This window comes from Cellulomonas sp. P2_F12, from assembly GCF_056403775.1.
On record NZ_JBFUEV010000008.1, the window covers coordinates 151,843 to 172,672 of the forward strand.

Consider the following 20,830-nt stretch of genomic DNA (forward strand, 5'->3'; position numbering starts at 1 on the left):
CCCGCCGGCGTCATCGGTCGACCCGCGCACCGCCCCCGCCGGCGAGCTTGAGCACCTCGGCCTTGCTGACCATCGTCGTGTCCCCCGGGGTCGTCATGGCCAGCGCGCCGTGCGCGGCCCCGTACTCGACGGCGGTCTGCAGGCTCTGGCCGTCCAGGAGGCCGTAGACCAGCCCCGACGCGAACGAGTCGCCGCCGCCGACGCGGTCGAGGATCTCGAGCCGTTCCCGGTGGGTCGCGCTGACCAGTCCGGTGTCCTTCGACCAGGCGATCGCGCCCCAGTCGTTGACCGTGGCGGAGTGCACCGTGCGCAGGGTCGTGGCGATGACCTGGAAGTTCGGGTACTCCTGGGCGACGCGGTCGATCATCGCCGCGAACGAGTCGAGCTCGAGCGTGCTGAGGTTCTCGTCGACGCCCTCGACCTCGAAGCCGAGCGAGGCGGTGAAGTCCTCCTCGTTGCCGATCATCACGTCGATGGACGACGCGATCGCCCGGTTGACCTCCTGCGCGCGTGCCTGCCCGCCGACTGCCTTCCAGAGGCTCGGGCGGTAGTTGAGGTCGTAGCTGACGATCGTGCCGTGCTTGCGGGCGACGGTCACCGCCTCGATCACGGTCTCGGCCGCGCTGTCGGACAGCGCCGCGAAGATGCCGCCGGTGTGGAACCACCGCACGCCCAGCTCGCCGAACAGGTGCTCCCAGTCGACGTCTCCCGGCGCCAGCTGCGCGGCGGCGGTGTGCCCGCGGTCGCTCACGCCGACGGCGCCCCGCGCCCCGAACCCGCGCTCGGTGAAGTTGAGCCCGTTGCGCACCGCGCGCCCGACCCCGTCGTACGGCACCCAGCGCAGGAACGACGTGTCCACGCCGCCCGTGAGGATGCAGTCCTCGACCAGCCGCCCGATCTCGTTGTCCGCCAGCGCGGTGACGATCGCCGTGCGCTGCCCGAACGCCCGGCGCAGGCCGCGGGCGACGTTGTACTCACCGCCGCCCTCCCACACCCGGAAGGACCGGGCGGTGCGGATCCGGCCCTCGCCGGGGTCGAGGCGGAGCATGACCTCACCGAGGGAGACCGCGTCGTACCGCGTCTCGTTCGCGGGGCGGATATGCAGGTCGGACATGAGCGGGGTCTCCTCGCAGGTCAGAGGTGTGCGACGAGGCTCACTGCCTCGGCCGTGAGGTCGCGGACGGCGTCGAGGTCGCCCGCGCGGACCAGGTCGCGCGGGACCATCCACGAGCCCCCGACGGCCCGCACGGACGGCAGCGCGAGGTACTCGGCCAGGTTCGCCGGGCCGATGCCGCCGGTCGGCACGAAGCCGACGTCCCCGAACGGCGCCGCGAGCGCCGCGACGGCCTTGGCACCCCCGGACGTGCCGGCGGGGAAGAACTTGACCGTGGTGAGCCCGAGCTCGAGGGCCGCCTGGACCTCGGTCGCCGTCACGGCGCCGGGCAGCGCGAGCACGCCGTGCTCCTGGCAACGCTCGACCACCGCGCGGCTGGTACCGGGTGAGACGACGTAGGACGCGCCCGCCGCCACGGCGGCGTCGACCTGTGCCGGGGTGAGGACGGTGCCTGCGCCGACGAGCACGTCGCCGCGGGCCGCCATCGCGCGGATCGCGTCGCCGGCGGCCGGCGTGCGGAACGTGACCTCGGCGACCGGCAGTCCGCCGTCGACGAGTGCCTGGGCCAGGGCGTCCGCGTGTGCCGCGTCGTCGATGACGACGACCGGGACCAGGCGGTGGGCCGCCAGACGCTGGAGGATCTCGCTCACTCGTGCTCCTTCGCACCGTGCTCGTCGCCGATCGCCGCCACGTCCGGCTCGGCGCTCGGAGGCGGGAAAGCGTTTGCCGCTCGTGGTGGAGCATACGCCTGCCGCGGGATCCGGTAGGCGAGATCGATCGCGGTGTCGATCGCCTCGTCGAGCTCGAGGCGGTGCTCGGCCACCAGCCTGCCCAGGAACCCGGCGTCGACCCGGCGGGCGAGGTCGTGCCGGGCGGGGATCGAGCAGAACGCGCGCGTGTCGTCGACGAACCCGCTGGTGTTGGCGAACCCCGCCGTGTCGGTCACCGCCTCGCGGAACCGGCGCATGCCGTCGGGGGTGTCCAGGAACCACCACGGCGCCCCGAGCCGCACGGCCGGGTAGACGCCCGCGATGGGGGCGAGCTCCCGGCTGAACGTGTCCTCGTCCACCGTGAACAGGACCAGGCGCAGGTTCGGGTGGTGGCCGAACGCCTCGAGCAGCGGCCGCAACCCGTGCACATAGTCGGTCGGCACGGGGATGTCGTAGCCGACGTCGGGTCCGCGGAGCGCCGCGACGGCGGGGTCGTGGTCGCGCAGGACTCCCGGGTGCAGCTGCATCACCAGGCCGTCCTCGCAGGACATGCGTGCCATCTCGAGGAGCATGTGACCGGAGAACGCCTGCGCGTCGGCGACCGACACGTCGCCCCGCAGGGCGGCGGACACGATCCGCTCGGCCTCGCCGACGCTGAGCGGGGTGGTGTCGGCCGACAGGTGCCCGTGGTCGGTCGCGCGCGCGCCGGCCGCGGCGAAGGTGCGCCGACGCTCCTCCAGCGCCAGGACGAGGTCGCGGTACCCGCCGATGGGCACGCCCGAGCGCTCCTCGAGGAGGGTCACGTCCGCGCGCCACCCGGGGCGGTCGACGTGCAGGACGGCGTCCGGCCGGAACGTCGGCACGATCCGCTCACCCCACCCGCGGGCCGCGAGGTCGGCATGGTCGGCCAGGGTGGCCGTCGCCGCGTCCGTCGTCGCCAGGATCTCGAGCCCGAATCTCTCGAACAGCGCCAGCGGGCGGTACGCGGGCTCGGCCAGCCGCTCCGCCAGCAGGTCGTAGAGCCGGTCGGCGGACTCGGCCGACGGTCGCTCGTCGAGCCCGAACACCTCGACCAGCTCGTGCTCGAGCCAGTAGCGCGTCGGCGTGCCGCGGAACAGCGACCAGTGCGTGGCGAACGTGCGCCAGACCTCCCGCGGATCCGCGGCCACGCCGGGCCGGTCGGCGCGCGCGACCCCGAGGGCGTCGTGCGGGACACCCTGCGACACCAGCATCCGGACCAGGTAGTGGTCCGGCGTCACCAGCAGCGACGCGGGGTCCGCGAACGGCTCGTCGCGCGCCAGCACGCCCGCGTCGACGTGACCGTGCATCGAGACGATCGGCAGACCAGCGGTCGAGGCGAGGATCTCCCGCGCGATCGGGCGCACGGCGGGATCGCTGGGCAGCGCCCGGTCCGGGTGCAGCGACCAGCCCTTCTCGCCGACCATTAGCTCCTCCTCGACCTCGATACCGCGACGTCCGATGACTCGCGGTGCAAACGCATTCATCGCAGCCAACCAGGTGAGTGCGCAGACCACAAGGGGCAGGCCGCCTTCGTCCCGCATCTCGAGAACAGGCTTGCCGCGGCGTGCTGGAGCGTGCTGAAATCGCATTCATCCGGTCGACCGACACAGAACCGACACAGAGAGGGGTGCCACGTGGTGGTCACGCTGCGCGACGTCGCGCGGGCCGCCGGCGTCTCGCCGGCGACGGCCTCCCGCGCGCTCAGCGCCCCCGACCTCGTCGCGCCGGCCCGCCGCGAGCACGTCCAGCACGTCGCCCGGGAGCTCGGCTACCGCCCCAACCGCGCCGCGCGCGAGCTCATCACCGGGCGCACCGGCAACCTCTGCCTCGTCGTGCCCGACCTGGAGAACCCGTTCTTCGCCGCCGTCGCCAAGGGCGTCCAGGCGCGGGCGCGCGCCCTGGGGTTCGCGCTGCTCGTGGCGGACGCCGAGGAGGACCCCCGGCTCGAGGCCGAGCTCGTCGGGCACCTCGGCGCGCAGGTGGACGGCGTCGTGCTCTGCTCCCCGCGCATGTCGGAGACCGAGCTGGACCGGCTCAGCCGGGCCGTCCTCGACCGCGACGTCCCGCTCCTGCTCGTCAACCGCCTGCACGACGGCCTGCCGTCCGTGGTGATCGACAACGCCGACGGGATCCGCCAGTCCGTGACGCACCTGCACGCCCTGGGCCACCGGCGGATCGGCTACGCCGGCGGCCCCGTCGGCTCGTGGTCCGACGCCCAGCGGAGGCGCGGCCTCGAGCACGCCTCGCACGGCCTGCGCAGCGTCGAGGTGGTCGACCTCGGGCACTTCCCGCCGGTGTTCGGCGGCGGCGTGGCCGCCGGCGACCTGGTCGCGGCCAGCGGGGTGACCGCCGTGCTCGCCCACAACGACCTGCTCGCGCTCGGCGTCCTCAGCCGCCTGAGGGCACGCGGGATACGCGTCCCCGAGGACGTCTCGGTCGTCGGGTACGACGACATCCCGGCCGCGACCCTGGTGTCGCCGGCGCTCACCACGGTCACCGTCCCGCTCGCCCGGCTGGGCCGCGCGGCCGTCGATCTGCTGGTCGAGACGGGGTCGGTGCCGACGGCCGTGGAGTCCGCGCTCGCCGCGGCGCTCAGCACGGCCGCGCAGAGCAGGCAGGGCATCACCAGCACGGCGACGGCCGACGGCGACGCCCCCACCGTGCGCATCGGCGTCGAGCTGGTGGTCCGCGCGTCGACCGGCGTGGCGAGCATCGCGAGCGGGGCGGCACGATGACGGACCGGCTCTCGCGCGCCGCCCTGGCCTCCCTCGATGCACGCCGCCTGGCCCCGACCGTCCGGCTGCCCGTGCTCGACCCGGGCTCGGTGAGCGTCGGGATCGTGCACCTGGGCCTCGGCGCGTTCCACCGGGCGCACCAGGCGGTGTTCACCGAGGACGCGGCGGCCGCGACGGGCGAGCTGGGCTGGGGAATCCTCGGCGTGACGCAGCGCAGCGCCCGTGTGGTCGACCAGCTCGCGCCCCAGGACGGCCTCTACGGCGTCCTGACCAAGGGCGCCGAGCAGACGTCCCTCCGCCTCGTCGGGTCCCTGCGGGACGTCGCGTTCCCGGGCACCGACACCGCCCGGGTGATGACGACGATCGCGGCGCCGACCACGCACGTCGTGACGCTGACGGTGACCGAGAAGGGCTACCGACGGGCCGCGGGTGGGGGCCCGGACCTCACGGACCCCGACCTGGCGGCCGACCTCGCCTCGCTCGCCGCCGAGCTGCGCGGCGGGTCGACCGACCCGGCGCCGGCGCGCTCGCCGGTCGGCCTGCTCCTGCGCGGCCTGGCCCTCCGCCGGCGCCGCGACTCCGGCCCGCTCACCGTGGTCTGCTGCGATAACCTCGCGGACAACGGCGCCGTGCTCGGCGCGCTGGTCGGCGCTGCGCTCGACGCCGTCCCGGGCGGCGACGCTCTGCGGGGGTGGATCGAGGGCTCGGTCCGTTTCCCGGGGACGATGGTGGACCGGATCGTCCCGGCCACCTCCGACGCCCACCGCGACGAGGCGCTCGGGCTCCTCGGCCTGACGGACGCCGGCCTGGTGGTGGGTGAACCGTTCTCGCAGTGGGTCGTCGAGGACTCGTTCGCCGGACCTCGACCGGCATGGGAGCGCGCCGGGGCCACTCTCACCTCCGACGTCGCTCCGTTCGAGCGCGCCAAGCTGCGGGTGCTGAACGCGAGCCACTCGACGCTCGCGTACCTCGGCGCCCTGCGGGGGCACCCGACGATCGCGCAGGCGGTGGCCGACCCGGACCTGGCCGGTGCGGTCCGGGCGCTCGTGGACGAGGACGTCCTGCCGACCCTGGTGGCGCCCGACGGCCTCGACCTCGCGCGGTACCGGGACGACGTGCTCGAGCGGTTCGCCAACCCCAACACCGGGCACACCACGGTGCAGGTGGCGATGGACGGGTCGCAGAAGCTCCCGCAACGACTGCTCGGCACCGTGCGCGACCGGCTCGCCGCCGGCGCGGTGCCCGTGGCGGCCGCCGGCACGGTCGCCGCCTGGATCGCGTACGTGCACGCGACGACGCAGGGCGACCTAACGGTCGACGGGCGGCGCATCGCGCTCGACGACCCGCTGGCCACCACGCTCGCGGAGGCTGCGGCCGGCCCACTCGACACGCTCGCGGACCGGATGCTCGCCGTCCGCCCGGTGTTCGGTGACGACCTGGCGGACTCGACGCCGTTCCGGGTCGCCGTGCGCGCGGCCGTCGCGGACCTGGTCACCGTCCGCACCTGACCTCGGCCGATCGCGCCACCGAGCCGAGGCTTGGTTGCAGACTTCGTCGCGGTTGGGGGTTGGGCGACGACTTCGTCGCGGTTGGGGCTTGCGCGGCGACTTCGTCGCGGTTTGAGGCTTGGTTGAAGACTTTGTCGCGCCTGGCGCGACGAAGTCTTCACCTAGATGCCCCCCTGGCCGGGTCGAGTCGGGTCGGGCCGGGCCGGGCCGATCGCGTCGTCCCCTTGACGCGACCGGACCGGGATGCGCTACATTGGAAAGCGCATTCCACTCCGACCGACAACGCGGTCCCGAACCCTCGGAGCAGCACCCATGACCACTCGCACCCTGCGCATCGGGATGAACGGCATCACCGGTCGGATGGGCTATCGCCAGCACCTCGTCCGCTCGATCCTGTCGATCCGCGACCAGGGCGGGGTCACGCTCGAGGACGGCACGCGGGTGCAGGTCGAGCCGATCCTCGTGGGCCGCAACGCGGAGAAGGTCCGGGAGCTGGCGGAGCTGCACGGGGTCGAGCACTGGACCACCGACGCGGACTCCGTGATCGCGGACCCGACGGTCGACATCTATTTCGACGCGCAGGTGACCAGCCGCCGGTACGAGGCGCTCGCCGCGGCGATGAAGGCCGGCAAGCACGTCTTCACGGAGAAGCCGACGGCCGAGACGCTGGCGGACGCGATCGACCTGGCGCGGCTGCGCGAGAGTACGGGCGTCACGGCGGGCGTCGTGCACGACAAGCTGTACCTGCCGGGCCTGGTCAAGCTGCGCCGACTGGTGGACGAGGGCTTCTTCGGCCGCATCTTGTCGCTGCGCGGCGAGTTCGGCTACTGGGTGTTCGAGGGCGACGGCCAGGAGGCCCAGCGCCCGAGCTGGAACTACCGCAAGGAGGACGGCGGCGGCATCGTCGTCGACATGTTCTGCCACTGGAACTACGTGCTGGAGGGCATCCTCGGCACGGTCCGGACGGTGAACGCGCAGGCCGTCACGCACATCCCGACGCGCTGGGACGAGCGGGGCGAGGCGTACGACGCGACCGCCGACGACGCGGCGTACGGGATCTTCGAGATCGAGACGCCCGACGGCGACCCGGTGGTCGCGCAGATCAACTCGTCGTGGGCCGTCCGCGTGTACCGCGACGAGCTGGTGGAGTTCCAGGTCGACGGGACGCACGGCTCGGCGGTCGCCGGACTGAACAAGTGCGTCGCCCAGCAGCGCGCGCACACGCCGAAGCCGGTGTGGAACCCCGACCTGCCCGTCACGGAGTCGTTCCGCGACCAGTGGCTCGAGGTGCCCGCGAACGGCGACCTCGACAACGGCTTCAAGCTGCAGTGGGAGGAGTTCCTGCGCGACGTCGTCGCCGGGCGGACCCACCGGTTCGACCTCCTCTCGGCCGCGCGCGGCGTGCAGCTGGCCGAGCTGGGTCTGCGGTCGTCGGCGGAGGGCCGCCGGCTCGACGTCCCGACGATCACGCTGTGAGCACGGTCCACGCCGTGACCTCCGGACGCGCAGCGACCGGTGACCTGAGCCGGCTGTCCCTGAACACGGCGACCACGAAGTCATGGACGCTGCGGGAAGCGGTCGACGGCGCCGTGCGCGCCGGCCTGCCCGCCATCGGCCTCTGGCGCGACCGCGTGCACGAGGCGGGCGTCACCGAGTCGGCGAAGATCGTCGCCGACGCCGGTCTGCGCGTCTCGTCGCTGTGCCGCGGCGGCTTCCTCACCGCGGAGGACGACGCCGACGCCAAGGCCGCGCTCGACGACAACCGCCGCGCGATCGTCGAGGCGGCGACCCTGGGCACGCGCGAGCTGGTCATGGTCGTGGGCGGCCTCCCGGCGTCCACCGAGCCCGGCCGTCCGGCGCGGCCGGGGACGGGTGGGCGCGACCTGGTCGCCGCCCGGGGGCGGGTGGCCGACCGCATCGGGGAGCTCGCGCCGTTCGCGGCGGGCCACGGCGTCCGGCTGGTGCTGGAGGCGCTGCACCCGATCTTCGTCGCGGACCGCGCGGTCATCTCGACGCTGGGCCAGGCGCTCGACATCGCGGAGCCGTTCCCGGCGGACGTCGTCGGCGTCGTCATCGACACGTACCACGTGTGGTGGGACCCGGACCTGCGCCGGCAGATCGCGCGAGCGGGTGCCGCCGGCCGGATCGCGGGCTACCAGGTGTGCGACTGGATCCTGCCGCTGGCGTCCGACGCCCTGCTGTCCCGCGGGCACGTGGGTGACGGCTTCATCGACTTCCCGACGATCACGCGCTGGGTGGCCGAGACCGGCTACGCGGGCGACGTCGAGGTGGAGATCTTCAACCAGGCCGTCTGGGACGCGCCCGGCGACGAGACGGTCGCGACGCTCTCGGCGCGCTACCTGGAGCACGTCCAGCCGTTCCTCTGACGGGCGGGGGTCGCCGCCGCTAGCGTGTGACGACGTCGACGCCGACCGCCGGAGGACCCGCGATGGACCCGCTCGCCCCCACAGCCTTCGACGCGACGTTCAGCGCGGCGGCGGTCATCATCCCGATCATCATCGTCTTGGGGATCGTCTTCTCGGTGGTGACCGCCGTCCGCAAGGCGTCGGTCCTGCGGAAGGCCGGCCTTGACCCGTTCACGGCGGAGGCCCAGCTCCTCGCCCAGGCCCGGAACAGCCAGTTGCTCGCTCCCGAGCGGGCGTCCGACCGTGCACCCGAGCAGCCGACCGACCGCTCGGCGGAGGCCCGGCTCGCGGAGGCGCAGGACCTGCACGATCGCGGCCTGATCACGGCCGACGAACTCGGGGAGATCCGCCAGCGCATCATCGACGGGCTCTGAGGATGCCGCGGCGACCTACGCCAGCACGCCCCCGAGCACCGCGCCGAACCGCTTCCCGATCAGCCGGTGCGCCGCCGCGTCGGGGTGCATGAGGTCCCGCATCGGCAGGTCGTCCCAGTCGGACCAGCCGTAGAGCGAGGTGCCGTCGACGTAGGTGAGGGCCGCGTCGGCACGCGACGCGACCACGGCCGCGAGCGCCGACCGGATCACCGTGAGCGAGAGCTTGCCGGCGGCGACCTCGGACGGGTGACCGAGCGTGCGGAACACCGACGGGTCCGCGGGGTCGAGGGAGGTCGGACCCGGGGTGGTCTCGACGAGCGGGCACAGCAGGGGCGAGACGACGACGAGCGGCGTGGTCGGGTGACCCTCGCGGATGGTGTCGAGGAACCCGTGCACTGCCGGGACGAACGCCCGCAGGCGCATGGCGTCGTGGTTGACCACGTTGATGCCGAGCTTGAGCGAGATGACGTCGGCGGGCTGGTCCCGGACGGCGCGTGCGACGAACGGGTCCAGCACGGCGTTGCCCGAGAACCCGAGGTTGACCAGATCGAGCCCGGCGGCGCGCGCGGCGACCGTCGGCCAGGCGCCGAGGGCCGACGCCGCGCCGGCGCCGTGGCTGATCGACGAGCCGTGGTGCACCCATCGGGGGGGGTCCACGGGCCGAGCCGCCGAGACCGGCGCGTCGGTGCTGAGCGCGACGAGCCGGGTGGTCTCCCCCGGCGGCAGCCAGATCTCGACGTCCCGCTCGGTGATCCCGTCGCCGCCGAGCGCGAGGTGGACGGTGCCGGGCGGCCCGGGCAGCTCAACGGTCGTGCCGGCGAGTGGCTCGAGCAGCAGCACGCCGGCCTCGGACGCGACGGCCGACGACTGCGGCACGACCGCCCCGTCGACCACGACGTCGTACGGCTGGGGCGCTCCCGGCGGCGCGTGCTCGACGGCGACCCGGAGCACCCGGACGGTCAGGTCGGCCGTGCGCGCGGCGGTCCGGAAGCGCAGGCGGACACCGGCGGGCTGCGCCTCCACCATGGCCATGAAGCCGTCGGGGAACTGACGTCGCGCCCACGCCGGGAGCCGGTGCGGGAGCACGCCGTCGAGGGACTCCTCGAGCCAGGCAGCGCCGCGGATCTCGACGCGCGGATCGGGCAGCGGGATCGTGGCCGGGAACCCCATCAGAGGACGTTCCCGTGCTCGCGGAACTCGCGCCACACGTTCTCGAAGAAGTCGTCGTCCTCGGGGATCGGCCGGCGCGGCCGCCAGCGGAACACGGGCTCGCCGGCGGGGTCCTCGGACGCCCGCGGGACGACCGGGCGCCATCCACGAGCCGGCACCCACGACGTCTCCTGCACCTCGTCGTCGAGTGCGCCGGCGTCCAGCGTGAACCGGAAGACGTCCGGGAGGGCGGGCAGCCCGTGCGGGAGCTCGCCGGCTGGGTCGGTGTAGAGCACCGAGCCGCGGGACCGCCCGCCGTGCGCGACGTAGTCGGCCATTGCCGAGAGGTACACGTACGCGCTGGTCAGGATGTCGCGGACCAGGAAGACCCGGTTGATCGAGCGGCGCGAGGAGGCATCGGCGGAGACCGTGGACTCGTACGCGGTGAGCCACTCGTGCACCTGGGCCAGGGCCTCGTCGATCGACGCGGCGGAGCGGACCGGGCCGGCCTTCGCGCTCATGAGCACCTGGACCTCGCGCAGGAGGTCGCCGGTGTTGTCGGGGATGCCGGAGGCCGCGCGCGCCGACGACGCGGCGACCAGGTCCCGGGCGGCCTCGAGGACGGGGATGGCGGCGTCGTCGAAGGGCGCGGGTGCCGACGCGCGTCGCGCCGCGATGAACTGCGCCGCCCTGGTCGCGCCCACCTGCCCGCTGTTCAGCGCCGCGCCGCCGGGCCGGTAGACCCCGTGCGCGCCGCCCGCCTCGCCGACCGGGAAGAAGCCCTCGACGTTGGACTGCCACCAGGCGTCCACGACGAGCCCGCCGTTGTTGTGCTGCGCGCAGACGTCGACCTCGAGCATCGTCGTCTCGAGGTCCACGTACGGGTTCTTGCCCAGGTAGAACTGGTACGCGGGCTCGTTCATGCGCCGCAGCCGCTCGATCGGCGTCCCGAACAGCACGCCCGCGCGGTCGAGGTAGTCGTGCGCCTCAGGGCTGAGCGCGGTCGGGTCGAACTCCGCATGCACCGGGTTGCGCCGGAAGTCGAGGAACACCCGCCGCCCGCGCAGCACCGTCTCGCGGTAGACCAGCAGGTCGATCAGCGACGAGCCGTCGCGCGCCTTCCGGATGTCGAACGGCCACTGGTACCCCTTGAGGAACACCAGCGACATGAGCCGCCCGTAGTCGGGGATGGCCTCCGTCAGGAACTCGCGCTCGTCCCCGCCGTCAGCATCCGTCGACACGAAGCGCGGGACGACCTGCATGTACGTGCCGGACACGTTCCAGCGGGGGTGGGTCGAGGCCAGGCCGAACTGCCACTCGGTGAGGTTCTTGCCGTGCACGCCCGCGCGGTAGGCGGCGCCGGACGCGCCCCACTGGCCGTTCGGGAAGACGCGCGTCGCGTACATCCCGGCCGGTCCGCCGGTCGCGTAGACGAGGTTGGTGCAGCGGAACAGCAGGAACGGGCTCTCGGCGCCGTCGTGCGGGACGTCGGTCCGGAGCACCAGGAGCCCAGCGACCGCGCCGTCCTGGACGATCACGTCGACCACGCGGCACTCGTCGTAGATCCGCGTGCCGTTGCGGTGGACCTTCTTCTCGAGCTGCTCCACCATCGACCGGCTGGTGTACGGCCCGACGGACGTGGCCCGACGCCGCGGGTCGTGGTCGGTCTTGTAGCCGATGAACTCGCCGTACCGGTTCTGCGGGAACGGGACGCCGAGGTCGCACAGGCGCAAGAACCCGCGGGCCGACAGCGCGGCCTCGGCGAGAGCGTTGTCGCCGTCCATGGCGCCGCCGGAGTAGAGGGTCTCGGCCATCTCCCGCACGGAGTCGCCGTCGCCGCCCGAGAGCGTGAGCTTGTAGTACGTCTGCTTGTCGGAGCCGGCGTTCCGCGACGAGCCCGCGTTGACCTTGTCGGCGACCATGACGAGATCGGTCTGGCCCAGCTCCCACAGGCGGTCCGCCGCGCAGAAGCCGGCCGAGCCGGTGCCGACGACGACGGTGTTCACGGTGACGACGGGGACGCCGTCCAGCTCAATCGACATCACAGCACCGGGATGTGCATGCCGCCGTCGACGTGGAACACCTCGCCGGTGGAGTACGGGGTCTGGCCGGAGGCGAGGATCGAGACGGCGCCGGCGACGTCGGACGGCCTGCCCCAGCGGTTGATCGGCGCGAGCCCGTTCTCGATCATCGCGTCGTACTTCTCGGTCACGCCCGCCGTCATGTCGGTGGCGATGACCCCGGGGCGCACCTCGTAGACGACGATCCCCTCGGGGGCCAGGCGGACCGCGAACAGCTGGGTGGCCATCGCGACGCCCGCCTTGGAGACGCAGTAGTCGCCGCGGTTGGTGGAGACGGCGGTGGCGGAGATGGACGAGACGTTGACGATGGTGGCCCGAGGGAGACGGTCCGACCCGAGCGCGATGACCCGGTTCGCAAACGTCTGCGTGAGGAAGTACGGCCCGCGCAGGTTGATGCCGAGCACCCGGTCGAAGCTCTCGGGGCCGGCCTCGAGGAGGTCCGCCCGCACGGCGGGAGCGACCCCGGCGTTGTTCACGAGCAGGTCGAGGCGACCCCAGGCCTCGACCGCGTCGTCGACGAACCGGGCGTGGTCCTCGAGGTCGGCCACCGAGCCGCGCACGTAGCGCACCCGACCGGGCGCGTCCAGCGACTCCAGCAGCTCGGTCGGCTCCTCGCGCGTGGCCAGGATCGACACGGCGAAGCCGTCGGCGAGCAGCCGTTGCGTGATCCCGAGGCCGATCCCCCGATTGCCCCCGGTGACCAGTGCGACTGCCGGCATCGTTGCCTTCCCTCGTGTGCGGGACGCGCGCGTGACCTGCGCGTCCCCCCGATCGTGCCACGCGGGCCGCGGTCGAGGCAAGCGCTTTCCGGCTGAAGAACCGCGTGCGAGGATCGGGCACGTGATCTCGCGATGACCGCCGTGCTCACGGCGCTGGGCACCATGGGCGCGGTCATCGCGCTCGGCTGGGTGCTCGCCCGGCGGGGCGTCCTCGGCGAGCGCGCCGCGCCCGTGCTCGCCCGGGTCGTGTTCGCCGTGGCCACCCCCGCGCTCCTGGTCACCACGGTCGCGCACACCGACCTGCACCTGCTGCTGTCGCGGACGGCCGTGGTCACGTGGACGTCGACGGCGACGGTCGCCCTCGTCGCGGTGCTGGTGCTCCGGGCGGCCTGGCGCCGGTCGTCGGCCGACGTCACGGTCGGCACGCTCGCGTCGTCGTACGTGAACGCGGGCAACCTCGGGCTCCCGCTGGCCGTCTACCTGCTCGGGGACGCCGTCGCGGTCGTCCCGACGCTGCTGTTCCAGCTGCTGGTGCTGGCGCCCGTCGCGTTCGCCGTGCTCGACGCCCGCACAGGTCCGCTGCGGCCCGGACCGGTCCTGCGGCGCACGCTGAGCAACCCGATCATCGTCGCGACCCTGGTCGGCCTGGTCCTGGCGGCCCTGCCCTGGCGACCGCCGGAGGTGCTCTTCGAGCCGTTCCGGCTGGTCGGCGCCGCCGCCGCGCCGCTCGCGCTGCTCACGTTCGGCATGTCGCTGGCCGTGCCGCGGACGGTCGACACCGCCGCTCCCCGGGGCGACCTCGTCCTGGCCGTCGCGCTGCGCACGGTCGTGCAGCCGGTGCTGGCGTGGGCGCTCGGTACCGCGCTCGGCCTCCCGCCGCACGCCCTCCTCGCCGTCGTCGCCATGGCGGCGCTGCCGACGGCACAGAACGTCCTCGTCTACGCCATGCAGTACCGGCACGGCGAGGCGCTCGCGCGGGACGCCGGCCTCGTGACGACCGTGCTGTGCGTACCCGTGCTCCTCGTGGTGGCCGGCACCCTGGGCTGACTCGCGTCAGGGCAGGCGCGCTCCCTCCGGGATCGCGATGCGGTCGTAGACGAGGACGTTCGGCGACCCGGCCAGGCTCGCGCGGTGGAGCACCTCGGCGTTCTCCTCCACGGCCACCGCTACCTTGAACGCCAGCTTCAGCGAGCTTCCGACCGCGAGCAGGCCGTGGTTCGCCCACACCACGGCGTTGACGTCGTCGCCCATCAGCTCGGCGCTGCGGCGCCCGAAGTCGGCGTTGGTGGAGAACTCGAACGGCATGACCGGGATCGGGCCCTTGGCGTACAGGACCATGTTGAGCAGCACCGGGTCGATGGTCCGACCGAGCACGCCCAGCACGTTCACGAACGTGGACTCGGTGTGGACGACCGCCTGGGCGTCCGGCCGGCGCGCGTAGTGGGCGAGGTGGACGGGCAGCTCGGTCGACGGGAGGAGGTCGCCCTCGAGCACGGTGCCGTCCATGGCGACGACGACCAGGTCGTCCGGGGTCATCACGTCGTAGCGCACGTCGGACGGGGTGATGACGATCGCCTCGGTGCCGTCGGGAGCGGTCAGGCGGACGCTGATGTTGCCCTGCGTGTTGAAGTTCAGGCCGCAACGGACCGACTCCCGGCAGTAGTACAGGATCTCCTCGCGCACCCGGGAGGTCGCGCGGGTCGGCGTCGCCATCAGCATGTCGGGGGCCTCTCGGTCAGGCGGTGAATCCTTTCAACCAGCATCCCGCGGGCCGACGGGGGCAACGAGGGACCTTCGTCCCCGACCGGGGCGACCGGTCGGTTGCACGATGGCACGACCGGCGCGCGGTCCCGTCCGCAGCGGTACCTCGCGCCGGTCTCCAGCCTCACCAGGTGCTGTCGCCCCGGATCACCGCGTCCGAGCCGCCGTCGACGAAGACCAGCTGACCGCACAGGTGCGTGTTCTCCTCGCCGACCAGCCACGCCAGCAGCCGGGCCGGCACCTCGGCCTGCATGTACCCGTGCAGCGGCATCGGCACCATCTCCGCCATCGCGACACGCTGCTCGTCGGTCGCCAGCAGGTCGGCCGTCATCGGCGTCTCGACGATCCCGGGGCCGATCCCGTTGAGCGGGATGCCCGCGCCGGCCCACTCCGGCGTCGCGGCGACCCGGCGCATCCACCGGCTGAGCGCGACCTTGCTCGACGCGTAGACGAGGTCGCCGTGGCCGGCGTCGACCACCTCGTGCGCGCGGGCCATCGCCTTCGTCTCGTCGCCCGCCAGGGCGGCGTCGACCAGCAGCTCGTCGTGCGGCATGAGGCTCGCCATCGAGCTGGTGAGCACCGCGCGGGGAGCGTCGGAGCCGAGCAGCAGCGGCCGGAGGCCTTCGAGGGTGGCCAGCGCGCCGAAGTAGTTGACGGCCATGGTCGCGGGGATCGGCAGGGCCAGGCCGGCGTTCGCGACGACCGCGTCGATCGTCCCGCCGCTGAGCTCCCGAACCTGCTCGACCAGGCTCGCCCGGCCCTGGACGGTGGTGAGGTCGACGATCACGTCCGCGTCGTGGAGGTCCACCCCGATGACTCGCTCGCCGCGATCACGCAGGATCTCTGCGGTCGCGAGCCCGATGCCCGATGCCGATCCGGTGACGACGACGGTGCGCATGACGACTCCTTCGGGACAGGGCCCGACGCCATCGAGGGGCCTCGTCTCCACGCTAGGAAGTGCGCGCGTGCCCGCCTATGGACCTTCGTCCCGCGCTCGCGAGTCAGCCCACCCGCTGCTCCGCCGACTCCCACTGCGGCTGCGTCGGGCCGCCGGTCGCGCCCGGCTCGTAGCGGCGCAGGTCGAGCCCGCGCGCGCCGACCGCCCGCAGGTCCCCGAGCCCCCCGGACAGCACCCCGGCCGCCCGCGCCTGGACCAGGACGTTGCCCAGCGCGGCCCCCTCGACCGGCCCGGCGACCACCGGCAGCCCGGTCGCGTCCGCGGTCAGCTGGCAGAGCAGCTCGTTGCGCACGCCCCCGCCGACGACGTGCACCACGGACACGTCGCGCGAGGCGAGCACCGACGCCTGCCGGACCGCCCGGCGATACGCCAGCGCGAGCGAGTCGAGGATGCACCGCACGGTCTCGGCCTGCGACTGCGGCGGCGTCTGCCCGGTGCGGACGGCCTCGGCGGCGATGCGCGCGGGCATGTCCCCGGGCGGCAGGAACGCCGGTCCGTCGATGTCCACGACGGTGGTCAGCGCCGGGACCCGGGCCGCGGCGGCGAGCAGGTCGGGCAGGTCCGCGGGCAGGCCGGCCTCGTTCCAGGTGCGGATCGACTCCTGCAGCACCCACAGGCCCATGACGTTGCGCAGGTACCGCACGGTCCCGTCGACGCCGGCCTCGTTGGTGAAGTTCGCCGCGCGGCTCTCCTCGGTGAGCACCGGCCGGTCCAGCTCGAGCCCCACCAGCGACCACGTGCCGCACGAGATGTAGGCGAAGTCGCTGCCCGACGCCGGCACCGCGACCACCGCCGACGCCGTGTCGTGCGACCCGACCGTCCACACGGGGACGGACCCGGGCAGCCCGACGTCGTCGCGCACGCGGCCGAGCAGGACGCCGGCGTCGCGCAGGGGCGGGAGCAGCCGTGGGTCCAAGCCCGCCCGCTCGGCGAGATCCGGCGCCCACGAACGGGTGGTCGCGTCGAGCAGGCCGGTGGTCGACGCGTTGGTCACCTCGGCGATGCGCTCGCCGGTCAGCCAGTAGCCGAGCAGGTCAGGGATCAGCAGCAGCTGCCGTGCGGCAGCGAGCGCGGCCGTGCCCTGCGCGGCGACCAGCTGGAAGACCGTGTTGAACGGCTGCACCTGCAGCCCGGTGCGCGCGTACAGCTCGGCGGCCGGGATCGTGGCGAAGACCGTCGACGGCACCCCGTCCGTCCGGGCGTCCCGGTAGTGGAACGGGGTGCCGAGCAGCGCCCCGTCGGCATCGAGCAGCCCGTAGTCGACGGCCCACGAGTCGATGCCGATGCCGTCGAGCACCCCGGCCTCCCGGGTGGCCGCCCGCAGCCCGTCGAGGATGCCGCGGTACAGCCCCAGCACGTCCCAGTGGAGCGAGCCGCCCACCCGCACGGGCCCGTTGGGGAACCGGTTGACCTCGTGCAGGGTCACGCGCTCGTCGGCGACGGTCCCGACGATGACGCGGCCGGAGGACGCCCCGAGATCGACCGCGGCGAACGCGCTCACGGTGCCACCGGGAATGCGCCGAGAACGGCAGATCGGCGCGAGAACGGCACCTCGCAGTGCCGTTCTCGCGGTGAAGTGACGTTCTGGGGGTTCACCGCAGGAACGCCGCCGCCACGCCCGAGTCGACCGGGACGTGCAGGCCGGTGGTCTGCACCAGGTCCGGGCCGGTCAGGGCGAACACCGCGGCGGCCACGTGCTCGGGCAGCACCTCGCGCTTGAGCAGCGTGCGCTGGGCGTAGTACGCGCCCAGCTCGGACTCGGGCACGCCGTAGGTGGCCGCGCGCTGGGCGCCCCAGCCGCCGGCGAAGATGCCGGACCCGCGCACGACGCCGTCGGGGTTGACCCCGTTGACGCGGATGCCGAAGGCCCCGAGCTCGGCGGCGAGCAGCCGGACCTGGTGGGCCTGGTCCGCCTTGGTGGCCGAGTACGCGATGTTGTTCGGGCCGGCGAACAGCGAGTTCTTCGAGGCGATGTAGACGATGTCGCCGCCCATGTCCTGCGCGATCATCGCCCGCGCGGCCTCCCGGGCCACCAGGAACGAGCCGCGCGCCATGACGTCGTGCTGCAGGTCCCAGTCGCGGGCGGTGGTCTCCAGCAGCGGCTTGGAGATGGACAGCCCGGCGTTGTTGACGACGAGGTCGATGCCGCCGAACGCGAGCGACGTGGCCGCGATCAGGTCCGCCACCTCGGCCTCGGACGTCACGTCGGCCCGCACCGCGACGGCCACGTCCGGACCGCCCAGCGACGCGGCGACCTCCTGGGCCCCCTCGAGGTTGAGGTCCGCGATGACCACGCAAGCCCCCTCCGCGGCGAGGCGCTCGGCGATCGCGCGCCCGATGCCCGACCCGGCGCCCGTGACCAGCGCGACGCGGGTAGCCAGCGGCTTCGGCGCCGGCATGCGCTGCAGCTTGGCCTCCTCCAGCGCCCAGTACTCGATGCGGAACTTCTCCGCCTCGTCGATGGGCACGTAGGTGCTGATGGCCTCGGCCCCGCGCATCACGTTGATCGCGTTGACGTAGAACTCCCCGGCCACGCGGGCGGTCTGCTTGTCCTTGCCGAACGAGAACATCCCCACGCCCGGGACCAGCACGATCGCCGGGTCCGCGCCGCGGATCGCCGGGCTGTCGGGCGTCGCGTTGCGGTCGTAGTAGCCCTGGTAGTCGGCGCGGTACAGCGCGTGCAGCTCCTTGAGCCGCCCGACGACGTCCTCCAGCGGCGCGTCCGCAGGCAGGTCCACGACCAGCGGCTTGACCTTGGTGCGCAGGAAGTGGTCCGGGCAGGACGTGCCCAGCTCCGCGAGGCGACCCAGCGCGGCGCGGGACACGAAGTCCAGCACGACGTCCGAGTCGGTGTAGTGCCCGACCTGCGGCCGGTCCGTCGACGCCAGGCCGCGGATCACGGGCGCGAGCGCGGCGGCACGGGCGCGGCGCTCGTCGTCGGCGAGCGGAGCCTGCACCACGTCACCGAACGGGTGCGGGCCGGCCGCGAGCTTCTCGGCGATGAACGCCTCCGCGGTCCGCACGATCTCCAGCGAACGCTCCTCGGCCTCGTCCGACGAGTCGCCCCACGCCGTGATGCCGTGCCCGCCCAGGATGCAGCCGATGGCCTGCGGGTTCTTCGCCTTGATCTCCGCGATGTCGAGCCCGAGCTGGAAACCGGGCCGGCGCCAGGGCACCCACACGACCGAGTCGCCGAAGACCTCCTCGGTCAGCGCCTCCCCGTCGGCCGCCGTCGCGAACGCGATCCCCGAGTCCGGGTGCAGGTGGTCCACGTGCACCGCGTCGACCAGCGCGTGCATCGCCGTGTCGATCGACGGCGCCGCACCCCCCTTGCCATGCAGGCAGTAGTCGAACGCGGCGACCATCTCGTCCTCGCGCTCCACCCCTGGGTACACGTCGACCAGCGCACGCAGCCGGTCCAGGCGCAGCACCGCGAGGTTCTTCTCCGTCAGCGTTCCCAGGTCGCCCCCGGAGCCCTTGACCCAGAGCAGCTCGACGTCCTCACCCGTCACCGGGTCCGTCGCGGTGCCCTTGGCCGACGTGTTCCCGCCGGCGTAGTTCGTCGTGCGCGGGTCCGCCCCCAGTCGGTTCGACCGTGCGACCAGCTCTGCTGCGACCGTGCTCATGCTCCCCATCCCGCCTGGTTGCCGCCGACCCGTTCGGCGACGATCTTCTCCGCGTACCCCGACGCCTTGTACGCCCCGATCGGGTCGGGGTCGAGGCCCTGCGACTCCCTCAGGTCCGCCAGGAGCGGCCGGACGTCCGTGTTGTACGCGTCCATCAGCTGCCCGTTCGCGCCCAGCACGTCGCCCGTCGTCTGCGCCTCGAGGAGCGCGTCGGCGTCGACCAGCAGCGCCTTGGCCGTCGCCTCCTGGATGTTCATGACCGAGCGGATCTGCCCCGGGATCTTCGGCTCGATGTTGTGGCACTGGTCGAGCATGAAGTTCACGCCGCTCGTCGGTGCCAGGGCGCCCGACTGCACGATCTCGTGCATGATCCGGAACAGCTGGAACGGGTCCGCCGAGCCGACCATGAGGTCGTCGTCGGCGTAGAACCGGGAGTTGAAGTCGAACGCCCCGAGCCGGCCCGCGCGCAGCAGCTGGGCGACGATGAACTCGATGTTGGTGCCCGGCGCGTGGTGCCCGGTGTCCAGCACGACGAACGCGCGGTCCCCGAGCGCCAGGCAGTGCAGCAGCGACGTGCCCCAGTCCGGGATGTCCATCGAGTAGAACGCGGGCTCGAAGAACTTGTACTCGAGGATCAGCCGATGGTTCGGGTCGAGGGCCGCGTAGATCTCGGCCAGCGAGTCCGCGAGCCGGTCCTGCCGGGCGCGCAGCGAGTCCTGGCCGGGGTAGTTCAGACCGTCCGGCAGCCAGAGCTTGAGGTCCGTGGACCCCGTCGCGCGCATGACGTCGATGCACTGCAGGTGGTGCGCGACCGCCTTCTTGCGCACGTCCGCGGACGGGTGCGTCAGCGAGCCGAGCATGTAGTCGTCGTCCTGGAACAGGTTCGAGTTGATCGCGCCGATGCTCACGCCGAGACCGGCCGCGTGGGCCGCCAGGTCGTCGTAGTCGTCGACCAGGTCCCAGGGGATGTGCAGGCTGACGCGCGGGGCGACGCCGGTGAACCGATGCACCTGGGCGGCGTCGGCGATCTTCTCGTACGGGTCGCGAGGGACGCCCTGCTGGGCGAACACCTTGAACCGGGTGCCCGAGTTGCCGAACGCCCACGAGGGGAGCTCGATCGTCTGCTGGGCGAGTGCGTCGAGGGTGGTCATGCGCGGAGCTCCTGGGAGTGGGTGGCGAGGCCGGCCGCGAGCAGCTGGTCCTCCAGGTGGAACACCTCGTCGAGGACGCGGAAGCCTTCGTCCGGGTTGCCGTCGGCGACGAAGAAGTCGCTCATCTCGGCCTGCCACCGCGGGTTCACCGCGGTGCGGGTCATGGCCTCCTGGGCGGCGGCGTAGTCGTCCGTCTCGAGGTAGCCGACGAGCAGTCCGTCGTCGGCGAGGAACAGGGAGTAGTCGCGCCAGCCGGTGTCCCGCAGGGCCTCGAGCATCTCGGGCCACACGGCGGCGTGCCGGGACCGGTACTCGTCCAGCCGGTCGGGCCGGACACGGGAGATGAAGCACACGCGGGTCATGGCTGGGCCTCCTGGGATCATCTCGTCGTTGAAACGATTCACGCACTCTAAGGAGGTGTCCTGTCGAGTGTCAAGCCATCCGCGAGCTATTGTGAATCGATTCATGGTGAGCGACCGTAGGCACAGGGACGACCG

General features: G+C 73.1%; 18 protein-coding genes. 6 read left to right on the forward strand and 12 right to left on the reverse strand.

What is annotated here, in order from left to right; genetic code table 11:
- Window positions 1-10: 10 nt before the first annotated feature.
- Genes AC1DWH_RS16375 through uxaC form a run of 3 tightly spaced genes read right to left on the reverse strand, consistent with a single transcriptional unit; the run spans window position 11 to window position 3,269 of the window.
- Complete coding sequence (locus AC1DWH_RS16375) at window positions 11-1,114, reverse strand: PfkB family carbohydrate kinase (protein ID WP_477094567.1); 1,104 nt, start codon at window positions 1,112-1,114, stop codon at window positions 11-13.
- Window positions 1,115-1,134: 20 nt separating this feature from the next.
- Entirely contained in the window at window positions 1,135-1,764 is a 630-nt protein-coding gene (gene eda, locus AC1DWH_RS16380; protein WP_456845942.1) for a bifunctional 4-hydroxy-2-oxoglutarate aldolase/2-dehydro-3-deoxy-phosphogluconate aldolase, read from the reverse strand.
- The gene (gene uxaC / locus AC1DWH_RS16385; protein ID WP_477094568.1) at window positions 1,761-3,269 is read right to left on the reverse strand and encodes a glucuronate isomerase; all 1,509 of its coding nucleotides are present in this window, start codon (window positions 3,267-3,269) and stop codon (window positions 1,761-1,763) included. The genes eda and uxaC overlap by 4 nt, the downstream gene beginning before the upstream one ends.
- Before the next feature lie 213 nt (window positions 3,270-3,482).
- On the opposite strand from uxaC, the gene AC1DWH_RS16390 reads away from it, so the two are divergent.
- The 5 genes from AC1DWH_RS16390 to AC1DWH_RS16410 all read left to right on the forward strand — a co-directional run bounded on the left by AC1DWH_RS16390 (window position 3,483) and on the right by AC1DWH_RS16410 (window position 8,888).
- Window positions 3,483-4,580, forward strand: coding sequence for a LacI family DNA-binding transcriptional regulator (locus tag AC1DWH_RS16390; RefSeq protein WP_477094569.1), 1,098 nt, complete (start codon window positions 3,483-3,485; stop codon window positions 4,578-4,580).
- Entirely contained in the window at window positions 4,577-6,088 is a 1,512-nt protein-coding gene (locus AC1DWH_RS16395; RefSeq protein ID WP_477094570.1) for a mannitol dehydrogenase family protein, read from the forward strand. The genes AC1DWH_RS16390 and AC1DWH_RS16395 overlap by 4 nt, the downstream gene beginning before the upstream one ends.
- Window positions 6,089-6,400: 312 nt before the next feature.
- Window positions 6,401-7,564, forward strand: coding sequence for a Gfo/Idh/MocA family protein (locus tag AC1DWH_RS16400; RefSeq protein WP_477094571.1), 1,164 nt, complete (start codon window positions 6,401-6,403; stop codon window positions 7,562-7,564).
- Window positions 7,561-8,475, forward strand: coding sequence for a sugar phosphate isomerase/epimerase family protein (locus tag AC1DWH_RS16405; RefSeq protein ID WP_477094572.1), 915 nt, complete (start codon window positions 7,561-7,563; stop codon window positions 8,473-8,475). The genes AC1DWH_RS16400 and AC1DWH_RS16405 overlap by 4 nt, the downstream gene beginning before the upstream one ends.
- Window positions 8,476-8,537: 62 nt before the next feature.
- Window positions 8,538-8,888, forward strand: coding sequence for an SHOCT domain-containing protein (locus tag AC1DWH_RS16410; protein WP_477094573.1), 351 nt, complete (start codon window positions 8,538-8,540; stop codon window positions 8,886-8,888).
- Window positions 8,889-8,903: 15 nt separating this feature from the next.
- Here the strand turns inward: AC1DWH_RS16410 and AC1DWH_RS16415 are convergent, their stop codons facing one another.
- The 3 genes from AC1DWH_RS16415 to AC1DWH_RS16425 are packed head-to-tail and all read right to left on the reverse strand — an operon-like array spanning window position 8,904 to window position 12,837.
- Window positions 8,904-10,058 carry an SGNH/GDSL hydrolase family protein gene (locus AC1DWH_RS16415; RefSeq protein ID WP_477094574.1) on the reverse strand — a complete coding sequence of 385 codons (1,155 nt, stop codon included), beginning with the start codon at window positions 10,056-10,058 and terminating at the stop codon, window positions 8,904-8,906.
- A complete protein-coding gene (locus tag AC1DWH_RS16420) occupies window positions 10,058-12,079 on the reverse strand; it encodes an FAD-binding protein (protein WP_477094575.1) in 2,022 nt (673 codons plus the stop codon). The genes AC1DWH_RS16415 and AC1DWH_RS16420 overlap by 1 nt, the downstream gene beginning before the upstream one ends.
- Window positions 12,079-12,837, reverse strand: coding sequence for a 3-ketoacyl-ACP reductase (locus tag AC1DWH_RS16425; RefSeq protein ID WP_477094576.1), 759 nt, complete (start codon window positions 12,835-12,837; stop codon window positions 12,079-12,081). Before AC1DWH_RS16425 ends, AC1DWH_RS16420 begins: the two co-directional genes overlap by 1 nt.
- Window positions 12,838-12,969: 132 nt before the next feature.
- Between AC1DWH_RS16425 and AC1DWH_RS16430 the strand changes: the two genes are divergently transcribed.
- The gene (locus tag AC1DWH_RS16430; RefSeq protein WP_477094577.1) at window positions 12,970-13,884 is read left to right on the forward strand and encodes an AEC family transporter; all 915 of its coding nucleotides are present in this window, start codon (window positions 12,970-12,972) and stop codon (window positions 13,882-13,884) included.
- Between the two features lie 6 nt (window positions 13,885-13,890).
- Here AC1DWH_RS16430 and AC1DWH_RS16435 read toward each other — a convergent pair whose 3' ends face one another.
- From AC1DWH_RS16435 to AC1DWH_RS16460, 6 genes are all read right to left on the reverse strand, one after another.
- On the reverse strand, window positions 13,891-14,550 hold the full coding sequence (locus AC1DWH_RS16435) for a class II aldolase/adducin family protein (RefSeq protein WP_477094578.1): 660 nt from the start codon (window positions 14,548-14,550) through the stop codon (window positions 13,891-13,893).
- A gap of 172 nt (window positions 14,551-14,722) precedes the next feature.
- A complete protein-coding gene (locus AC1DWH_RS16440; RefSeq protein ID WP_477094579.1) occupies window positions 14,723-15,496 on the reverse strand; it encodes an SDR family NAD(P)-dependent oxidoreductase in 774 nt (257 codons plus the stop codon).
- A 103-nt stretch (window positions 15,497-15,599) separates the two neighbouring features.
- On the reverse strand, window positions 15,600-17,057 hold the full coding sequence (locus tag AC1DWH_RS16445; protein WP_477094580.1) for a rhamnulokinase: 1,458 nt from the start codon (window positions 17,055-17,057) through the stop codon (window positions 15,600-15,602).
- Window positions 17,058-17,148: 91 nt separating this feature from the next.
- Window positions 17,149-19,182, reverse strand: a complete 2,034-nt coding sequence (locus AC1DWH_RS16450) for a bifunctional aldolase/short-chain dehydrogenase (RefSeq protein ID WP_477094581.1) — start codon at window positions 19,180-19,182, stop codon at window positions 17,149-17,151.
- Window positions 19,179-20,333 (reverse strand): L-rhamnose isomerase, encoded by a 1,155-nt coding sequence (rhaI, locus tag AC1DWH_RS16455; protein ID WP_477094582.1) that lies wholly within the window; start codon window positions 20,331-20,333, stop codon window positions 19,179-19,181. The genes AC1DWH_RS16450 and rhaI overlap by 4 nt, the downstream gene beginning before the upstream one ends.
- Window positions 20,330-20,695, reverse strand: coding sequence for an L-rhamnose mutarotase (locus AC1DWH_RS16460; protein WP_477094583.1), 366 nt, complete (start codon window positions 20,693-20,695; stop codon window positions 20,330-20,332). The genes rhaI and AC1DWH_RS16460 overlap by 4 nt, the downstream gene beginning before the upstream one ends.
- Window positions 20,696-20,830: the final 135 nt, after the last annotated feature.